Source organism: Chitinophaga sp., from assembly GCF_039596155.1.
GTDB lineage: Bacteria > Bacteroidota > Bacteroidia > Chitinophagales > Chitinophagaceae > Chitinophaga.
Genome location: NZ_JBCNKF010000009.1, coordinates 207427 through 228155, shown reverse-complemented (window position 1 = coordinate 228155; position 20729 = coordinate 207427). Strand labels below are relative to the sequence as shown.

Annotated in this window: 10 protein-coding genes; 7 read left to right on the top strand and 3 right to left on the bottom strand. The window is 45.7% G+C overall.

Going from position 1 to position 20729, the window contains the following annotated elements:
* Nucleotides 1-112 precede the first annotated feature (112 nt).
* The 7 genes from ABDW33_RS11630 (at nt 113) to ABDW33_RS11600 (ending at nt 13178) form a co-directional block, all read left to right on the top strand.
* Nucleotides 113-988 (top strand): AraC family transcriptional regulator, encoded by an 876-nt coding sequence (locus tag ABDW33_RS11630; protein ID WP_116851677.1) that lies wholly within the window; start codon nt 113-115, stop codon nt 986-988.
* Nucleotides 989-1162: 174 nt separating this feature from the next.
* Nucleotides 1163-1750 (top strand): RNA polymerase sigma-70 factor, encoded by a 588-nt coding sequence (locus tag ABDW33_RS11625; protein ID WP_343690236.1) that lies wholly within the window; start codon nt 1163-1165, stop codon nt 1748-1750.
* A gap of 97 nt (nt 1751-1847) precedes the next feature.
* A complete protein-coding gene (locus tag ABDW33_RS11620) occupies nt 1848-2834 on the top strand; it encodes a FecR domain-containing protein (RefSeq protein WP_343690235.1) in 987 nt (328 codons plus the stop codon).
* A gap of 223 nt (nt 2835-3057) precedes the next feature.
* Entirely contained in the window at nt 3058-6486 is a 3429-nt protein-coding gene (locus tag ABDW33_RS11615) for a SusC/RagA family TonB-linked outer membrane protein (RefSeq protein ID WP_343690234.1), read from the top strand.
* Between the two features lie 9 nt (nt 6487-6495).
* Complete coding sequence (locus ABDW33_RS11610; protein WP_343690233.1) at nt 6496-8055, top strand: RagB/SusD family nutrient uptake outer membrane protein; 1560 nt, start codon at nt 6496-6498, stop codon at nt 8053-8055.
* Nucleotides 8056-8463: 408 nt separating this feature from the next.
* Entirely contained in the window at nt 8464-11583 is a 3120-nt protein-coding gene (locus ABDW33_RS11605) for a SusC/RagA family TonB-linked outer membrane protein (RefSeq protein ID WP_343690232.1), read from the top strand.
* An 11-nt stretch (nt 11584-11594) separates the two neighbouring features.
* On the top strand, nt 11595-13178 hold the full coding sequence (locus ABDW33_RS11600; protein WP_343690231.1) for a SusD/RagB family nutrient-binding outer membrane lipoprotein: 1584 nt from the start codon (nt 11595-11597) through the stop codon (nt 13176-13178).
* Nucleotides 13179-13264: 86 nt separating this feature from the next.
* Here ABDW33_RS11600 and ABDW33_RS11595 read toward each other — a convergent pair whose 3' ends face one another.
* The 3 genes from ABDW33_RS11595 to ABDW33_RS11585 all read right to left on the bottom strand — a co-directional run bounded on the left by ABDW33_RS11595 (nt 13265) and on the right by ABDW33_RS11585 (nt 20707).
* On the bottom strand, nt 13265-14872 hold the full coding sequence (locus ABDW33_RS11595) for a SusD/RagB family nutrient-binding outer membrane lipoprotein (protein WP_343690230.1): 1608 nt from the start codon (nt 14870-14872) through the stop codon (nt 13265-13267).
* 12 nt (nt 14873-14884) lie between these two features.
* Entirely contained in the window at nt 14885-18139 is a 3255-nt protein-coding gene (locus ABDW33_RS11590) for a SusC/RagA family TonB-linked outer membrane protein (RefSeq protein ID WP_343690229.1), read from the bottom strand.
* A 237-nt stretch (nt 18140-18376) separates the two neighbouring features.
* Entirely contained in the window at nt 18377-20707 is a 2331-nt protein-coding gene (locus ABDW33_RS11585; RefSeq protein WP_343690228.1) for a M1 family metallopeptidase, read from the bottom strand.
* Nucleotides 20708-20729 lie beyond the last annotated feature (22 nt).

Below are 20729 nucleotides of genomic sequence, written 5' to 3'. Positions count from 1 at the left end.
ATGATTACTATTAAAATTGAATTGTTTCGGGGAGATAATGTCCCGTCTGGGGCAGGAAGACGAATCATCATCACAACGGAGCTAGAGTAAAAACAGCTTAAACTTATACTACATGAAACCCATTCTTATTAAAGTGGGGGCGTTTGCCGACAATCAGATCACCATCATTGAAAGAAGTGATCCTTATTTCAATACTCCATTCCATTTTCATCCGGAATGTGAGCTGGTATACGTTACGGAAAGCAACGGTAAAAGAATTGTAGGCGACAGCATTGAGAGTTTTGATGTGGGAGATATGGTGTTTCTGGGGCCACATATTCCGCATGTATGGTACAATGATGAAAGCTACTACAAGAACAATGAGGCGCTGAAGGCAAGATCTGTCGTGATCTATTTTCCGAAAGATATTTTCGGAGATAAGTTCTATGGCTTGCCTGAAACAAAAGCATTGACTGACCTGTTTCACCGTGCACAACGTGGTATGAAGATCATAGGCCCTACCTACGATCTGCTGAAAGACCAGATCTTACAGCTACCAAAGAAGGAAGGCCTGGAAAGAATCATTTCTTTACTTAGTATCCTGAAAGTACTGACTGAAACCAGGGATGTGCAATACCTGGCAAGTACAGGTTATTCACATGCTTTCAATGCGAAGGATAACCATAAGATCGATGAAGTGTTCAAGTACGTGATGAGCAACTTCAGCAAGGAAATCTCCCTGCAGGATGTGGCAAGTATCACGAACCTTTCCCCACAATCTTTCTGCCGGTTCTTTAAGAACAGGACAAAGAAATCTTTTGTGCAGTTTTTAAATGAAGTAAGGATCGGACATGCATGTAAACGTTTGACTGAGGAAGATTGGTCGATAGCTGAGATTGCCTACTCGTGCGGATTTAAGAACTTGTCGAATTTTAACAGGTTTTTCAAAGAAATAGTTGGCAAGACGCCTAAAGAGTACAAAAATGAATTAAGGTTGAAGGAGGCCTGACCTATAAGGCATTTTAATTGCCAGACCACTCGTCTGCTTCCGGAAAGGAAGGTTGCTGTCCGGGGACAGCAACCTTCCTTTTTTGTTTTTTGTATTATCAATAAATGTGGTAATTTCCCTACATATATACGCTTGTTGAGAACCGTAACCAAATCTATGTCACCACTGTAATCCATGTATAGTAATTACTCAGACGCCCAATTACTTTCATTGCTCCAGGAAGACAACATAATGGCCTTCAATGCTATCTACGCCCGTTATAGCCAGCCCTTATACCTATATATCCTGAGCAAGATTGAACCTGCCGAAGCAGGAAAGGATGTATTACAGGAACTCTTTACCTCCCTCTGGGAAAGAAGGCAGACAATCAGTGTAAATGAATCGTTGAAATCGTACCTCTACCAGTCTGCCAGACATAAGATCATAGACATCTATCGCAAGAACAATACTTATCGTAAATACCTGCAACAACTCATCGAACACTTTGATGTACAACCCGGTAGTATCACCGAACTGCTGGATAGCAAAACCCGTACGGAAGATATATTTGAGACCATTAACCAGCTGCCCGACAGGATGAAGGAGATCTTTATCCTCAGCAGGGTAGAACATCAAACGGTAGAACAGATCGCCGTACGCCTGGGATTGTCACAGCAAACAGTTAAGAACCAGATTACCAAAGCGTTAAAGATCCTGCGTACCAACCATGCCCAGACAGATATGGTCTTATTGCTGCTGACCGCCGCTTTTTTTTACAATTGATGGTACTTGTTGCAACTTGAAACGACACCATTAAGAGTATCACTAACGTTAGGGACAAACAATCGATACATTAGGACATTATTTAAATAACAACGCTGTGAACCTTGATCAGATAAAGAAAATACTGGAACGCTATAACGAGGAACAGTCCACAGCCGGGGAAAAGCAGTTAATAGAAGAGTGGTTCGAAGGGATCCAACAGCCGACTACACACATTCCAGAAACTGTCATCCAGCAGGACCTCGCAGATGTACACGCTGCACTGCAAAAAAATATAACCGTACCCCGCCGGCGGACCTTGCGCCCCTGGTACTATGCCGCAGCCGCTATCACCATGCTGATAGCTGCCGGTAGCTGGTTTTTTCAGCACGCGACCCGCTCTGCCATGCATACGGACAATCGCCCTGTTGCCACTGTTGACAACCATAAAGAAATGCACGACGGTTTTTATATCGTCACTACCGTAAAGGGTAAAACCGAACACCTGAAACTGGATGATGGCAGCACCGTTGTGCTCAACGCCGGCAGCCGGCTCAGGTATCCCATACACTTCACCGAAGGTCGTGACCTCTACCTTGAAGAAGGAGAAGCCTATTTTGACGTTGCTCCCGACCCTGCTCACCATTTCACTGTACACAGCGGAGGCCTCAGTACGACAGCACTGGGCACCTCTTTCAATATACGCGCTTACCACAATGAACAGAAGATCACCGTAGCCCTGCTGAGTGGCAAGGTAAAAGTAACCGCCACCGGTACCCAGCCCGTTGTACTCACATCCAGTGAACAGTTGAGCTATGACCTGCAAAGTCTGCAAATGACCAGGTCTACCTTTAGCACCCCGGAAGCCACCGGATGGCAACAAGGAACCCTTGTTTTCAAAGATGCATCGTATGAACAGGTACGCAACGCTATTGAAAACACTTTTGCCGTAACTGTCATCAACCAAAGCGACAAAAAAGCATGGACCTATACCGGAAGCTTCCGGCAGGAAACCCTGCAAAATGTGCTGGAAACAATCTGTCTGACAGAATCGCTGTCGTGGTCGATAGCGCATGACACTGTAACTTTAAAAAATAAGAAATAATTTATGGGGTTAGCCCCGGCACTACAATCAGGTGGCCGTGTACACAAGTAACGGCCCTTTAACATCTAACACGTTTTGATACTATTACAATGGTCCTCCTTTCCAAAAAAAAGGTGAACCCAGCTATTATAATCCGCTCCCCAGAGCATTCCTGCATGTAGTATTTGGGTAGCCCCATAAATGTTTATTGCTGCTTTATTATGTTAAAATCACCGGGGCTGAAATGAAGGGAAGGGCATACTTTATAAAAGTATGTACTATCGTATTTTTCCTGTTAATATCACTATTATCAGGACAATCTGCTATTGCCCAGATCAGCCTCTCCCTGCAGAACAAACCGGTGACGGAAATTATGAACGCCATCGCCAGCAGGCAACACATCAGTTTCCACTATGATAAAACTACCATCGATGTAGAAAAGCAGATCTCCTTTACCTGTATCAATCTTCCCTTAACACAGGTATTGCAACAGCTGTCGGCATTAACAGGATATCAGTTTATACTCAGGGGGGAAAATGTCATTGTACACAACAGCAACGATACCCCCGAAGCGATACAATTGCACAATACCACTGCATTGCAGAAAGAGATCAGCGGCAGGGTGGTTTCTATGCACGGCTCTCCACTACCCGGCGTAACGGTGATGATTAAAAATACCACGCGCGGTGTAAAAACAGACGATGCAGGCTATTATACCATTAACACGGGTTTAACCGATGTGCTCATCTTCCGCTCTGTAGGTTATATCAACAGAGAAATCTTAATACCCATTGCGACTTCGAAACTTGACGTTACGCTGACCGAAAATATCAAAGGACTAAATGAACTGATCGTCACTGCACTCGGTATTCCCAAAAACAATAAGGAGCTCCCCTACTCCACCGGCTTACTGAATAGTGATGATATCTCCACCGTGAAAGATGCCAATGTGATCAATAACCTTTCCGGCAGGATAGCAGGTGTGATGATCAATCGTAGTGCTTCAGGCATAGGCGGTTCTGCAAGAGTGGTATTGAGAGGAAATAAATCTACCCGCGAAAACCAACCTTTGTATATCATCGATGGTGTACCTATGGCTAACTTCACGCCTTCTCAACCTACCGATATCTGGGGAGAATCATCGGGTATCACAGGCAATGGTGGCCGCGATGGCGGAGACGGTATTTCCAACCTGAACCCTGACGATATTGAAAGCATCAGTGTACTGAAAAGCGCTTCTGCTGCAGCATTGTACGGTAGCCAGGCAGCGAATGGGGTGATCATGATCACAACTAAGAAAGGTTATTCAGGAAAAGGACATATTGAAGTTTCTTCTGACCTCACCGCCGAAACACCATTGCTGCTGCCCGCCCTGCAATATCGCTACGGACAAACAATACCGCCCTATACAGATGATAAACAGGCGGGATCCGCCGATAGCTGGGGGCCAGCCATTCATGCAAAAGACCATGTCAAACCCTTCTTCAACACCGGACTGACTTCTATGAATGGGCTCTCTATCAGTGGGGGACTTGAAAAAACACAGTATTACATATCGTACTCGAATACCATGAACCGGGGAATTATGCCTGTGAACCGCCTACAAAAACACAATTTCAATATCCGGGTCACCAGCGATCTGCTAGACAATAAACTACATATAGATGCGAACATCTCTTACCTTGCTCAATATGCCGTGAACCGGCCTTCCAGTGGCCTTTACTACAACCCGCTCACAGGTTTGTATACCTTTCCGCGGGGACTTGATTTCAACAATTATAAAGACTACGAATATTTTGACAACACCCGGAATATGCCCATGCAAAACTGGTGGAACATTAACAATGCCATGGGCTGGAGTGGACAGGATGATCAGCAAAACCCCTACTGGATTCAAAAAAGAGATGAAAGGGAAGATAACCGTTACAGGGGACTCGCGTCGCTCTCTCTCAGATATCGCTTCAATGACTGGCTCACACTACAGGGCAGAACCAACTTTGATAAGAGCGATGATCAATATGAATTGAAAGCCCATGCGGGCACACAACAGGTACTCTCCCCCCCGAATGGCAGGTACACCCTTGAAAAAGAAAGTAACAAACAATTCTATGCCGACCTGATGCTGACTGCCGGCAAACAGGTGGCGCCTGCCTGGAAACTGCAGGGGATGCTGGGGGCCAGTGTTACCGATATCAGGGCACACGACAGGAACCTGATCAGCACCAATGTCACAGCGGCTGAAGGACTGATTGTGGCGAACAAATTTTCCGTTAAAAACATCGCTTCCAATGCACTCGATGCACAGCAAAGCATAGAGCGGAAACAGCTACAGGCTTTCTTTGGGAGCGCACAGGTACATTTTAAAAACAGTGTGTTTATAGACCTCACGGGGCGTAATGACTGGAGCAGCACATTCGCATTTACTCCTATCAAAGACAAGGGTTATTTCTACTACTCTACAGGCATCAGTACCATTATCAGTGAACTTGTAAAACTGCCTAAAACCATCAGCTTTGCAAAGCTGCGGCTTTCTTATGCAAAAGCAGGGAATGATATTGCACCTTATTCCTCCCGGCCTGCAAGATTTATTCTGCAAACTACTGCTGGTGTATCCCGCGTGAATTTCAATACACGCACACCTTATCCCGGCATCTACCTGAAACCGGAAGATAACCGCTCACTGGAAGCCGGTACAGAAATCAGGCTACTGAAAGACAGGATAAGCCTGGACCTTACCTGGTATAAGAATAACAACTATCAGCAGTATATGGAGGTGAGGGCACCATCCGGGTCAGGCTATCTGTACTATTACCTGAACCTGGGGAATATCCAGAATAAAGGTGTAGAAGCTACACTTACTGTAGTACCTGTACAGCGAACGCAACTGCGCTGGTCCACGACTATTAACTGCACCGTAAACTGTAACAGGGTGGTTCAACTGAGCAGCAGTACTATTCCCGGTGCCGGTCCTGACAACTACTATATCCTCACTGACTTCAACACCAATATGTATGGCTCGTTCATCAAAGAAGGCGGCAGCTGGGGAGATATTTATACCAACAAAGAATTGTATAAAAATGAGAAAGGTCAATATCTGATAGATGAACAGGGTAACCTGGTGACGAGAAATGTATTTAAAAAAGTAGGAAATCCTAACCCTCGCCTGGTCACAGGATGGAGCAATATACTGGAATACCGGCACTTTACCTTCAACTGCCTTATAGATGGTCGTTTTGGTGGAGATGTAATGAGTGTAACTAATTCCGTACTGGATAATTACGGGGTGAGCGAACGTAGTGCGCGGGCCAGGGATCATGGTGGTGTGAACCTGAATGCGGTGTATGAAAACGGTACACCGCTCACCGTACCATACGATGCACGTAAGTACTTCTCTGCCATCGGCGGCAGAGCGGGTATCGGAGAAATGTATATGTATGATGCGACCAATATAAGACTGCGGGAATTGTCATTGACTTATGAGGTACCTGTAAAAAACAAATACTTCAAACGGCTGCAGATAGGACTGCTGGGAAAAAACCTCTGCTTCTTTAAACTGAATGCACCGTTCGACCCCGAAGTGGCGATGAGTAGTGGAAATGCACTACAGGGCATAGATGTATTTGGAGTATCTGCTACAAGAAGTATAGGAGTACACGTGAAGGCTGCATTTTAAAACGATTTTATGCGTAACACAATTCTGGCGTGTATGGTGGTAATGCTGCTTGCTGCCTGCACAAGCAAATTTGAAGAGATCAATACGAACCCCTATGATCTGTATGATGATGAACTGAAAGGAGACTTTAAACTGCTGGGAGATCCGCTCACCCAGTCTATGCTGAATATATTGTCCAGCAATGATGTGAGCGTAGCGCAACTACAGCAGAACCTGATGGGAGATGTGTTCTCAGGATACATGATGACACCTAATCCCTTTCAGGACAACAGGAACAATATGACATATGACCTGCTGGACAGCTGGGATGACGATGCATGGCTCACGGCATATGGTAGTGTGATGCCGAACTGTAAATTTGTGATGGATAATGCACGGGGCAAGTACCTCGATTTCTATGCATGGGCACAGTTGCTGAAGGTGATTGCCATGCATCGGATCAGTGACATTTATGGTCCGATCATTTATACACATTATGCCCGGATCAATGATGACCATAGTATTGATTATGATTCACAGCAGCAGGCGTATACTGCCTTCTTCAAGGACCTGGATTCGGCAATCACGACGCTCACACATTTTGCTGATAGTACAGGTACAAGAAGGTTTGCAGATTTTGATCTTTCTTACAAGGGAGATTATATCAAATGGATAAAGCTCGCAAATTCGTTGCGGCTGCGACTGGCAATCCGTATTTCCAAAGTAGATCCTGTCACAGCAAAGCAGGAAGGAGAAGCAGCACTTTCACATCCCTACGGGTTGATTAGTACCGTCGCAGATAATTTCAATATTGATATCAGTCCGGCTACGCATCCGGTAAATGTAATCTGCAATTCATGGAATGATATCCGGATGGGTGCACCCATGGAATCTATTCTTACAGGATATCATGATCCAAGATTACCGTATTACTTCAGATCAGCAGATACAAAAGATTCTGTCTATCACGGCATACGGAATGGAATTGCCATTCCCAGCAAAGATACCTATAAAGGTTTTTCAAAGCTGGCGTTACTGCCTTCGCATATTCAGTTATTAACAGCAGCAGAGGTGTATTTTCTAAGGGCAGAAGCAGCACTCTATGGATGGAAGGGAGCCGGAGATGCCGCAAGTAATTATGAACAGGGCGTATACCTGTCATTCCAGCAATATGGTATTACAGCCGCCTACAACGATTATATACATAACAGTACTTACGTATCGAAACCATATATCGACCCTCAGAATGCAAATAATAATATCGACACCCCATTAAGTAAGATTACCATCCAATGGGACGATCATGCAACGACAGCCTGTAAACTGGAAAGGATCATTACACAGAAATGGATCGCGGTTTTTCCGGATGGACAGGAAGCATGGTCAGAGTTCCGGCGTACCGGGTATCCGAGGCTGTTTCCTATTGTGGTGAATAACAGCGGTGGGAAAATACCTACAGAGACTTTTATCAGGAGAATTCCTTTTATACAGTTTGAATACACTACAAACCAGGCAGGTGTAAACAGGGCTATTGCTACATTGAAGGGTGCAGATAACGGCGGAACTAGGTTATGGTGGGATCTGCCCTGAGACAAGCACTTTATATACACCATTCAGATTTCTAATAGCCGGATAAAAATATTTTTTTCTCCTACGATGGTACTATTTTAATTTCCACACGACACCTCTTTATGCGCCTGAAAAATCCTGTAGACACAAAAGGGGGAATCAAATCAGGGCAGCACGTATTGAACATGTTAGTAAAGCATCACAATGGTATAGGTGAAATGCGCTCGTAACGGCGCACCGTATCACATTACTTCCTTTCTGCTAAACGGGCCCATAGCTGAAAAGATTATGTCATACTGCTTATCAACCAAACTCTAAAATCGACAACCAAATCACTAACAGTCAGCTGGAATGCATGGATGTACTACATCCACTGGCATTCCTATGGGAAACAACATCCATTTAGGTCAATTTTTAAAGGCAGTATCTATGAAACGTACACTACGTTTGTCAAAAGCATGCAGTGCCGCAGGCATTGTGCTGGGCCTCATGCTCTCAAATGGCATACAGACAGCCCTTGCGGCTCCTTCTCTTGTATCGTATGCTGCAAGGCAACAAAGAGACATTACGGGTATAGTGCGTGACGTTCAGGGCAATCCCTTGCCCGGTGTGACCGTCACGCTCAAAAATAGTAAGAAGGGTACCAAAACGGATGTAAGCGGAACTTATCACATCGCTGCAGGGACGGGCGACGTGCTGGTGTTCTCTTATGTTGGCCACACCCCGAAGGAAGTCACTATTGGTACAGAAAGCACCGTCAGCATTGTTCTGGAAGAAGCTGTAAAAGGTCTTAACGAACTGGTAGTAACCGCACTGGGCATCCGTAGAGAAGCCCGTAGTCAGGGTTATGCGGTATCAAAAGTACAAGGTGCAGATATGACGAAAGCCCGCGAAATCAGCGTGGCCAATGCACTGGAAGGTCGTGTAGCAGGTGTGAACAGTACGCCTCCATCCACCGGGCCCGGTGGCTCATCCCGCGTCACCATCAGGGGGAACTCTTCCCTGAGTGGCAACAACCAGCCGCTTTATGTAGTGGATGGTATCCCCATGAACAACGCAAACCTGGGGTCTGCTACCATGTGGGGTGGGGCTGATCTTGGCGACGGTATCTCCAGCATCAATCCCGATGACATTGAAGATATGACTATCCTGAAAGGCGCTGCCGCCTCTGCCCTCTATGGTCAGCGTGGTGTGAACGGCGTCATTCTCATTACTACAAAATCAGGTAAAGCCGGTCAGCTGGCGGTAGAACTGAACAGCAATTTCACCGTTGATAAGCTCAACGACTTCCTCGACTTCCAGGAAGTGTACGGACAGGGAATCATGGGTGCACATCCCACAGATAGCCTCTCTGCTCTTAACAGTGGCCTTTCCAGCTGGGGTACAAAACTGGATGGCTCTGCTGTAACCCTCTTCGATGGGAAAACACACCCCTACTCCAAACAAGGTAACCATTTAAAAGATTTCTATAAAACAGGGAATACGCTCAGCAACACGATCTCTGTAGCAGGGGGTAATGAAAAAACAACATATCGTGTAGCGCTCGGAGACCTGCGCAGCAACGGTATTTATCCCAATACACAGTATATACGCGACAACGTGAACCTGGATCTCAATTATAAAATGTCTGACAAATGGAGCGGACAAACCAACATCACATACGCAAAAGAAGTGACCAACAATCGCTCTAACCTGAGTGACGCTCCTGGTAATGGTAACTATGCCATTGCTTTCCTGCCGGCAAATGTGAAGGCATCCCTCCTGGCCCCCGGCTACGACGCACAGGGTAATGAAACCGTGTTTAGCAGTGACCTGTTCAGCACCAATCCCTACTTTGCTGCCTACCGTTTTATTAACAATACAAAGAAGGACCGCGTGATCGGTATGACCAGCTTACGCTATGCTCCTACTTCCTGGTTGTATATACAGGGTCGTGTGGCCAATGACTTCTTCAGCTTCAACGCCACTTCTATTACGCCCACAGGCACCGCTTACCGCCCTACTGGTAGCCTGGACCTGGAACGTAACAGGCAGTTCAATGAAATGAATGCAGACGTCCTGATTGGGGTGAATAAAACCATCGCACCAAAAATCACCATGAACCTGAATGCCGGTGCGAACCTCCTGCAAAAGAGCGATAAGGTGAATGATGTGACGGCCTCCAACTTCGCTTTCCCCTTTGTTTATAACCCATCTACTGCAGGTACTAAAAATAGCACTATCGTCGAATACAAAAAAGAAGTTCACTCAGTGTATGGTGCGCTGGAACTGGCTTACAGCAATATCCTCTACCTGAACCTGACAGATCGTAACGACTGGAGCAGTACACTGCCTATGGCTAACAACTCCTATAATTATCCATCTGCTACCATCTCTTACGTTTTCTCTGAAAATGTACATGCCAACTGGCTCAACTTCGGTAAGCTCCGGGCCGGTTATGCACAGGTAGGTGGTGACGCAGACGAATATCAAACAGCGTTGTACTATAGCACACTGGGTGCTACAGTCAATGGTGCACCCATCGGTGATATAGACAATAATATCCCTAACAAGGCACTGAAACCGCTGAAGGTAAAAGAACTGGAAGTGGGTGCTGAATTCAAACTGTTTAACAACCGGGTGTTTGGCGACTTCAGCTACTACGATAAGAAAGCAACAAACGATATCGTAACTGCGACAGTATCATTAGGTTCCGGCTACACCAGCGCACTGGTGAATGTGGGTGAGCTGGAGAATAAAGGCGTGGAATTGATGATAGGTGGTACGCCTGTGAAGTCTGCAGCACTCACCTGGACCACGACTTTCAACTTTGCCCATAATCAGAACAAAGTAATTCAGCTGGCACCGGGACAGCATGAGATGGTAGTAGAGAATGGTGAATCCCGCACAGAGTCCGCATTCATAGAGCATGTGGTAGGTAAGCCGTATGCACAGATCATGGTGTACGACTATAAGAAAGATGCAAAAGGTAACCTGGTACTGAGTGCTTCAGGTTTGCCACAACGCACAGATGCACTGGTAAGTGCTGGTACAGGTGTAGCACCATTCAGCGGAGGATGGAACAACGAATTTGTGTATAAACAATTCCACCTCTCTTTCCTCATCGATTTCAAATCTGGTGGTCACATTTATTCAGGTACCAATGCGAATGCTTACAAATACGGCCTGCAAAAGGAAACGCTGCCTGGTCGTGAAGGTGGCATCAGCGTAACCGGTGTAGATGATGCAGGCGCACCAATGACCCAAACCATTGATGCACAGACTTACTACGGTCAGCTGGCAACCATTTCAGCCCTGCATGTGTATAAGACAGACTTCATCAAGTTCCGCTCTGTGAGCTTTACGTACGACTTCAACACCAGTGCACTGCATAATAAACTGCATGGTGTGAGTGTGTCGCTGGTAGGACGCAATCTGTTCTACTTTAAAAAGTCTACACCGAATATCGATCCTGAGTCTAACTATAGCAATAGCAATGCACAGGGGCTTGAGTATGCCGGTCTTCCTACCACCAAATCTTTTGGTATTAACCTGAATGTTAAATTCTAAAACCAGCTGCAATGAACGTTCTATATAAAAAGATCCTGTCGTTTTCTTTTCCTGCTCTAATGCTGTTGCCAGCTTGTACCAAGAATTTTGAAAACATCAATACAGATAAGAACAAATCCAGTGAAAACACCGGTGTACCAGAGTACAACTTTACCCGTGCGCTGCTGGAATATACCGGAAACAGTGACTTTAGTTATGATACCTGGCGTGTGAACATTATCTATTGTGCCATGATGATGCAACAGTTGTCCAACGTAACCTGGTATGCAGGCGATAAGTACATTCAGAACGACGCCTGGTCCAATGCCTTGTTTGACAAAGCGTATACTGACCAGGTAAAATATATTACAGATGTGATACGCCTTACAAAAAATGATGCTTATCACAGCAATCAGTACAACATGGCGCGCATAGCCAGCGTAATGATCTTCCAGCGTCTGACAGATGTATATGGAGATATTCCATATTCAGAAGCAGGTGCCGGGTATAGCAGCCAGAACTATGCGCCAAAGTACGATGCACAGCAGGCCATCTATACCGATATGGTAAAAGAACTGGATGAAGCGGCAAAAGCGCTGGACGCCACCAAAGCTATTCCCGGGCAGGGCGACCTTATTTATAACAAAGGAGGTAGCGGTACTGCCACGGTAGTCGTAAAGAACTGGAAAAAACTGGCTTACTCTCTGATGTTGAGAATCGGGATGCGCCTGACAAAGGTAGATGTTGCCACTGCACAGCAGGTGGTAGAAAAAGCATATGCAGGTGGTGTATTCACTGACAATAGTGAAAATGCCTACATCCTGCATGATGCAGCAGGTGGCAGAACGACTGTAAACAGAAACAGTAATATCCTTTCCGGCGAATGGAATGCGATCAATAATGGAGGTGAAGCAAGCCTGAGTAAAACCTTTATTGATTTCTTCAAAAATACGAATGATCCCCGGCTGGCATATATCGGTACTGTACCCGCTACAGGCAGCAATGCAGCTGCTGACCAGCAGGGTATGCCGAATGGCTATGATACCAATGGCGCATCAAGTGCCACAGATATTTCGAAGGAACCTCATTACCCGGGTGATTTGAAAAAGTATTCAGTATTGAACAAGAACGTGTTTCTGAAATTAAACGGACCTACCTTTTTGGTTACATATGCACAGGTAGAACTACTGTTAGCCGAAGCCGCCAAAAGAGGCTGGAATGTGGGAGCAGATGCTGCCACTCACTATGCTAACGGAGTAAGCGCTGCAATGAGTCAGCTGGCGCAGTACGATGCGTCAGCGACCATCAGCAGTACTGCTATTCAAACCTACCTGGCAGCACATCCTTATGTAGATGCTGATGGGTATAACCAGATTAATACGCAGTATTGGGCTGCAAGTCTGCTGGATTGGTATGAAGTGTGGGCGAACTGGAGAAGGAGTGGATACCCGGTATTAACACCGGTAAATTATGTGGGTAATGCAACGGGTGGGCAGATCCCGAGAAGAATGTTATATCCCGCATCAGAGGCGGCCAGCAATGCAACGAATTACCAGGAGGCGATTGGAAGGCAGGGAACTAATTCGCTGATGACGAAAGTATGGTGGGATAAGTGAGGAACTGAACTTATGTATAGCCATCTATACCGCTATAAAAAGCAGCAATAACAAGCCGGACCTGTTCAGGTCCGGCTTTTATTTTATTATTTTATCAGCCACATGCTGCCATTAATATCATCAGTGCTCAGGCCCTGATTTGCCAATGCTGCTTTCCAGTTTGCGGCGTTCAGGTTCTGCTCAGTACTTGGATAACCCCATCTCTTGGGAATGATACCATTGTTACCAATACCAGTACCCTGATCGAAAACAGGTACCCCTGTTCTGCGATAGTTGAAATAAGCCTCCCAACCGGAATTCTGGAACATAGCCAGGTACTTCTGCGTGAGGATCTGTTTCAACCCGGCATCAGCACCTGCATATTTCACCGAAGGCTGGGCTAAATAAGTGCTTAAACTGAAGGTAAACGGATAAGAGGTATAATCACCCAGGGAGCTGCCAAACTTCAGGAAATAGGCTGTATAGCTCGTTTGCGCGGCAGTAATACCATAAAACTTCATAGACTCGGTAATACCGGTATTGTACCAGGTTTCTGCATCACCACTGATCCAACCCCTGTTGATCGCTTCTGCAATGTTAAAACACATCTCCTTGTAACCGACCAATACATCCGGTTCACCGGTATAGGTATCGTAGTAACGCTTACGGTTGATCAGGGAAATATTACCTGCAATCGCATCTGAATACATCGTTGCGATAGATTCCCCGGTGCTGGCACCTACAAATGAACGGAAGTCCACTGCGCTGTATCCCTTGGTAGCGATGATATTCCATGCAGGTTCACAGGTAATAAACACGCGTGCATCATTCAGATCTGTGAGGTTATGCACATAGGTATTCGCCATGTTATAACGCTGTGCATCCGATCCAAAGTTGTTAGGGCTTTGTGGATAAACGTTATAAGTAGGTACATACGTGAATTTGAAATCATCATTCACTGAGGTGAAGATCGGATAAGAAGAAGGGTTGTTGATAATTTTCGCAAACTGAGCAGCAACATTCAGGTCATTGTCAGCTGTTTTCTTACTCAGGCTGATCAGCACGCGGAGCCTGAAGCTGTTTGTCAGCTTGCGCCACAGGGTCAGATCGCCTTTGTAATAAATATCCTGCGAAGAATTGGAGATGGTGTTATCACCTGCGTTGATCAGCTTTGTCAGGTGGTTATTGACCGTATCCAGTGTATTCAGTACGAAGTTGAATACCGCTTTCTGTGTAGCATATGCCGGAGTAAGATTGCCGGTACCCTGCACAGCGCCGTCCAACGGGATATCCCCCATCAGGGAAGTCATGTTGTAATAGTAATAGGCACGTACAAATTTACCGATAGACTCATATGGATTTACAGAATCAGCACCACGGCTGGCCGCTTCTTTTTCCATCTGCACCACGTTTTTCAGTACGATGTAGCTATCGAAGCTACCACTGGACCAACCATACTGGTTGTCACCATAATATTCGTAGTTACGGCAGAAATACTGGTTCCAGCGGGCTACTGCATCCCATGGTCCGTAACCCTGCAGCTTACCATTGTCTTCTGTACCCGACATATCAGTCAGTATGGCGCCCAGCAGCAATTCTGCAGTCACACTACCCGGCTGGTTCGGATTCGCCTGTAGTTCTTCAATTTTTTTATTACAAGCTGTCATAATCAGGCAACTCAGTGCAATGATTACTATATGTTGATATCTTCTCATTGTGTTCGGGTATTAAAAAGTAATATTCAGGTTCACACCATAACTGCGCGTAGTAGGTGTTTGCAGGCCGGAACCACTATCCTGTGTATACTGGTCTACGTCCATATCCTTGTAGCGGTTAGGGAAGAAATACAACAGGTTCCGACCTACTAAAGACAGTGAAGCATTCTGGAACACAGCATGTTGTCCGAAGAGGTTAGCAGGCAGACGGTAAGTCAGCGTTACTTCTCTCAGCTTGGCATAAGTCTTTTTGATATTGTCCAGGTCACTGATAGAAGCCATCCTGGTTACATATTGCTGTACAGAAGTTTTCGTGTTATTCTGTATAACGGTCAGTTCCTTTTCGTTGATAATCTTACCAGAGACAGGATCCAGCTGAATAGTACCTTTTGTCAGGTTTACTCCGTCACCTATGTAAGAGAAACCGTCGGCACCTTTTGCATCATCCGGACGTGCTTCACCCAGTTTACCTTGTGTACTTTCGATATGACGACCACCCTGCAGTGATTTTTGACGTACGTAGTCGTGTACCACTCCGCCTACCATACCGTCGAACCTAAAGCGGAAGGAAAAGTTCTTATAACTGAAAGTGTTGGTGATACCCCACTGCCAGTCAGGATCTGAGTGACCATATACTTTCTTGGCGTTTACCCCCAGGTCGGAATAACGCAGCAACAAACCAGATGAACTGTCAATTACAAATTTGCCATTAGATGTGCGTACAAATGCATTGTCAGCAATCAGGTCAACACGGGTGCCACTATGTACCCAGTTGTCACCACTCGGATTGTCTACCCATTTCCTTACAAACCGGAACCAGTTTACAGTTACATCCCAGTTCAGGCCATCTTTCTTACGAAGCGGAGAACCACCCAATGTTACTTCCCAACCATCATTCTGTGTCTGCCCCTGGTTCTTGGTCAGCTGTGAATAACCTGTAGATTGAGATACATTTCCTGTAAAGATCAGGTTGTCTTTATAACGGTAACGGGTCACATCCAGACTCAGCCTGTTATCAATAAAGCGTACATCCAGACCGGCTTCCAGGGCTTTTCTTTCATCCGTTTTGATATTGTTATCCACCAGGATGTTAGTATAAGCAGCGCTGTTCTGGTTGTTATAATAAGGCTGCAGACTATATGTCTGAGAGAATGCATATTTCGGACCGTCGTATGGAGAGTTATACTGATAACCATAACCACCACCTGCCAGTGCAGATACATTTGGTGCAAAATACTGGGTAGTACCACCAGACTTACTGCTGGCAAATGATCCACGCAATTTCAGGAAGGAAATAGCTTTTGGCAGTTTCGCATAATCTGAGATCACAGTGGCCAGGTTAAAGGAAGGATAGAAATAGGTATTGTTCTGTGCCGGCAATGTGGAAGACTTATCGAAACGACCGGTGATGTTGGCTGTTACATAAGATTTATAACCCAGATCCAGTGAATAATAACCACTCAGTACCAGCATTTCGGCGTTGTAAGAAGAAGCCTGTACAGAATTGAGTGAGTTAGAGAATGCATATACACCCGGTACGTTCAGGTAGTTCGTAGTAGTGAACTCTGAATTGAAGCGGAAGGTTCTCGCGTTACCGCCGACCATACCTTGCACATCAAGGAAACCGAGAATAGCATTCCTGTGATACTTAGCCTGGAACTCTACGTTCGATTCGAAAAGAGAGCGGTTGTCCACACGGTAGTCACCTTTATGTTCAGGTCTGTCGTACACCGTAGCAGAATAAGGCAGTTTCTCCGTATTTGTGAAATTGTAGGTAGTTAAACTTGGACGTAAGGTCAGGTCGATATTATTGTTCACGTTATAGTTCAACGCTGCATAACCACTTACGTTATTCACATAGTGACCTCTCAGCCACTCGTAGCTCATGAACCAGGGGTTGTTGTAACGGTAGTATTCAGCATATTTCTGCTGGATACCCACTTTACCTGGCTGCCAGTAATCACGCATATCATCCACGCTCCAGTCAGCACCACCCCACAGGATCATGTTGTAAATGATACTGTTAGGACCATAGTTTACATCCGGGATATTGGGTGTAGACTGACGGCTGTAGTTAATATAGGTGCTGACAGAAAAACGTTTTGTAAATCTGTAATTGATGCTGGCACTTGCATTGAAGTTGTTCAGCTGTGTATTAGGAACGATACCTTTCTGGTAGCTGTTACCCAAAGAGAAACGCAGATCTGCCTTTTCAGAGGAAGAGCTGATTGCGATGCTGCTACTGTTCAGGATACCTGTCTGCAGGAAGCGTTTCAGGTTATTCTTACCACGCGCAGTCCATGGTGTTGGTTTGATGTGGCCATCGAACGAAGTACCATCTTCAAATTTAGTAGTATAAGTGGTGTTAGCGTCATAGTGACCATCATACTGTGGCAACAGACGGCCATCCAGTTTAGGCCCCCAGATGTCATAATCGTAGTCATTTACACCACCACCTTTACCATCACCAAAAGCGTATTTACCATATTCACCAGCACCGTAATCATCCTGGTATTTAGGAAGTGCAATAAAGCCCCCATTCCACTGTGTGCTATTATTGACATCAATGGTATAACCACGGGCATTTTTAGTACCTTTCTTGGTGTTGATAATGATCACACCATTTTTCCCTCTGAAACCGTACAAAGCCGCAGCACTTGGGCCTTTCAACACAGTAAAGCTGGCGATATCATCAGGATTGATATTGTAGGTATCAGAGCTCATAGGCACCCCGTCTACTACATACATCGGGCTACCATCACCACGCATTACAACGTTCGGAGAGTGACCTATTTCGGGAGTAATATTGATAGAGAGACCAGCTACGCTACCTTTCAGGGAGTTCAATACGCTTGGTTCACGGGCCTGGGTAAGGTCGTCTGTCTTAACGTCCTGGATAGCGTATCCCAGGCGTTTTACTTCTTTCTTCACCCCGGTTGCGGTCACTACAACTTCGTTGAGATCCTTTGTGCTAGCATCTACACGAATAGTGATATCCTCACCGTTAACAGTGTATTCTGACGGTGTAATACCGAGACCAGAAATAGATAATACATCTCCTTTTTCAGCCTTGATAGCGAAGCTACCATCTACGTTGGTGACTGTTCCGTTCTTTGTGCCTTTTACTATGACAGTCGCACTAGGGATGGGCGTCTGGTCTGACTTAGCCAGTACATGGCCGTTGATTAGTTTTTGCGCGAAGGAGGAAAAGGGTAGCAAAAGCATGACCATTAACATCCTTGCGAATGCATTACATCTTTTTGGCATAACTGTTTTTTAGTTGATGTGAATTACTACTATAAAGCGATTTAATTGATTTAGACTTCTTTCTGACGTCCGACTACTACAATTCCGATGATCTGTTAATGGGTGCAAATATCTAAAAGGAGTTTTAACAATTTGTTTAGTATACCTTAACGAATTGTTAAGTATTTATAAAATGAAGGTAATAAAAAAAGCGCCTTTGCCAAAGGCAAAAGCGCTTCTTCATTAAGCGTTATAACATTATTTGCGTTGCTGTTGCATCGGGTTACCTCCGGTAGAAGACCCTCTTACTGCCTGCTCGCTGCGGAACAGCTCAAACCTGGTAGGCGTGAGTGCTCTTGGCCAGCTATTATTTGCTTCGTCGATATCTGCTGTTTCTCTCAATGGATCCAGCTTTATAGATACGACCTCTTTATCTTTTGCAAATACCTTGGTAACATGGTTTTCATCATGACGCCATATATATGCTGAAATGCGATCTGTTTCCTTTGTACCATCTGCATAAGTCCATTCAATGATCAGTGGCGTAACCAGTCCCCCTACATTGGTAAAGGATACCTGGTAGAAGTTCTTCTTACTTTCATACAGTCGCTTTTCTTCGGGGCTCAGACCTGCATAGTAATTACCATATGCCTGCTTTTCTTCTTCACTTACATTAAAACGATTCCATTTGTAATAGAAATCCTGTAGGGCGGTATCCTGCTCAGCTGTGAACTTCATACCTGCTGCTTTGTTACGTGCCCGGGAAATATGATCTGCATTGCGGTCGTATTTCGCTTTCGCCTCTGCTTTTGTAACCTGTGGATCCCTTGTATCCAGCCGGAACATTTTCACACTGTCGATCGCAACGTCCACCGGCTCTATACCATAGAACCATCCTCTCCAGAACCAGTCCAGATCTACTGCAGAAGCGTCTTCCATGGTACGGAAGAAGTCTGCAGGGGTTGGATGCCTGAATGCCCAGCGACGTGCATATTCACGGAAAGCAAAGTCAAACAGCTCACGGCCCATGACTGTTTCGCGCAGAATGTTCAGCGCGGTACATGGCTTGGCATAAGCATTTGGACCAAACTGCTCAATGTTTTCAGAGTTTGTCATAATTGGCTCCAGCTGATCCTTTGGCATACGCATATAGTCAGCAATTTTGTAGGCAGGGCCACGGTTCGAAGGGAAGTTGTTATCCCACTCCTGCTCCGCCAGGAACTGGCAGAATGTATTCAGACCTTCATCCATCCATGTCCACTGTCTTTCGTCAGAGTTTACGATCATGGGGAAGAAATTGTGGCCTACTTCGTGGGTGATCACACCAATCATACCATTCTTCACCGCTTCTGAATAGGTCCCGTCTTTTTCAGTACGACCGTAGTTAAAGCAGATCATCGGGTATTCCATACCATTGGCAGCTTCTACAGAGATAGCCACCGGGTAAGGATAAGGAATCGTATGTTTGGAATAGACCTTCAGGGTGTTTGCTACTACCTTGGTAGAATAGCGTTTCCACAGCGGGTAAGCTTCGGGACCGTAGTAGGACATGGCCATTACCTTCTTACCTTCTACATTGGTCGCCATGGCATCCCATACCAGTCTGCGGGACGAAACCAATGCAAAGTCACGTACGTTCTCCGCTTTATACACCCATGTTTTACGGGCAGTGGCGTGACTTGCCATGTTGTTCTTCATCTCATCAGGCGTCACGATTTCCAGTGGTTCTTTGGCACTCTGTGCCTGTTGCCAGCGCTGGTATTGCGCACCTGTCAGTACCTCTTTGTAGTTCTGACATTCGCCGGTAGCACCTACGATGTGGTCAGCAGGTACATTCATGCTTACATTAAAGTTGCCAAAAGTGAGTGCGAACTCGCCACGACCGGTGAACTGATGGTTCTGCCAGCCCTGAAAGTCAGAATATACAGCCAGGCGGGGATACCATTGTGTAATGGTGTAGAGGTAATTTTTATCTTCTGCAAAGTATTCGTATCCACCACGACCACCTTCGATCATACGATCGGAGATGTTGTACCACCATTCTACCTTGAACCGGATTTTCTGGCCGGGTTGCAGGGTTTGTGGCAGATCCATACGTAGCATGGTCTGGTTAATGGTATATGGAATGTCTTTACCGTTGTCGTCAGTGATTTTCACGATGTTGGTACCGAAACCGGGGCGTGGGCCGAGGATCTGGTTCACATCTTTCATCGTCATTCTGCTTTTCATGGCACTTCCATCAAAGCTGTTGTTATCACTCTTCGGATTGTGCTCATTTTCATCCAGTTGCAGCCAGATGTACGTCAGCGGATCAGGAGAATTATTGTAATAAGTGACGGTCTCTTTCCCTGTCAGCTTTTGCTTGTCATCATCCAGGGTAGCGGAGATGTCGTAATCGGCTCTTTGTTGCCAATATTTAGGACCAGGTGCGCCGGATGCAGAACGATATTCGTTAGGCGTCTGGAGAATGGTTCCTAATTGCTCAAACTTGTTGCCATGGTTGGAGCCGGTAGGTGGTAAGGACTGTGCGCTGGCCCCGGCTGTGATACAACAGGCCGCCAAAGCCAATTTGATTGCTTTTTTTCTCATAAGAAAACCTGATGACAGTTGG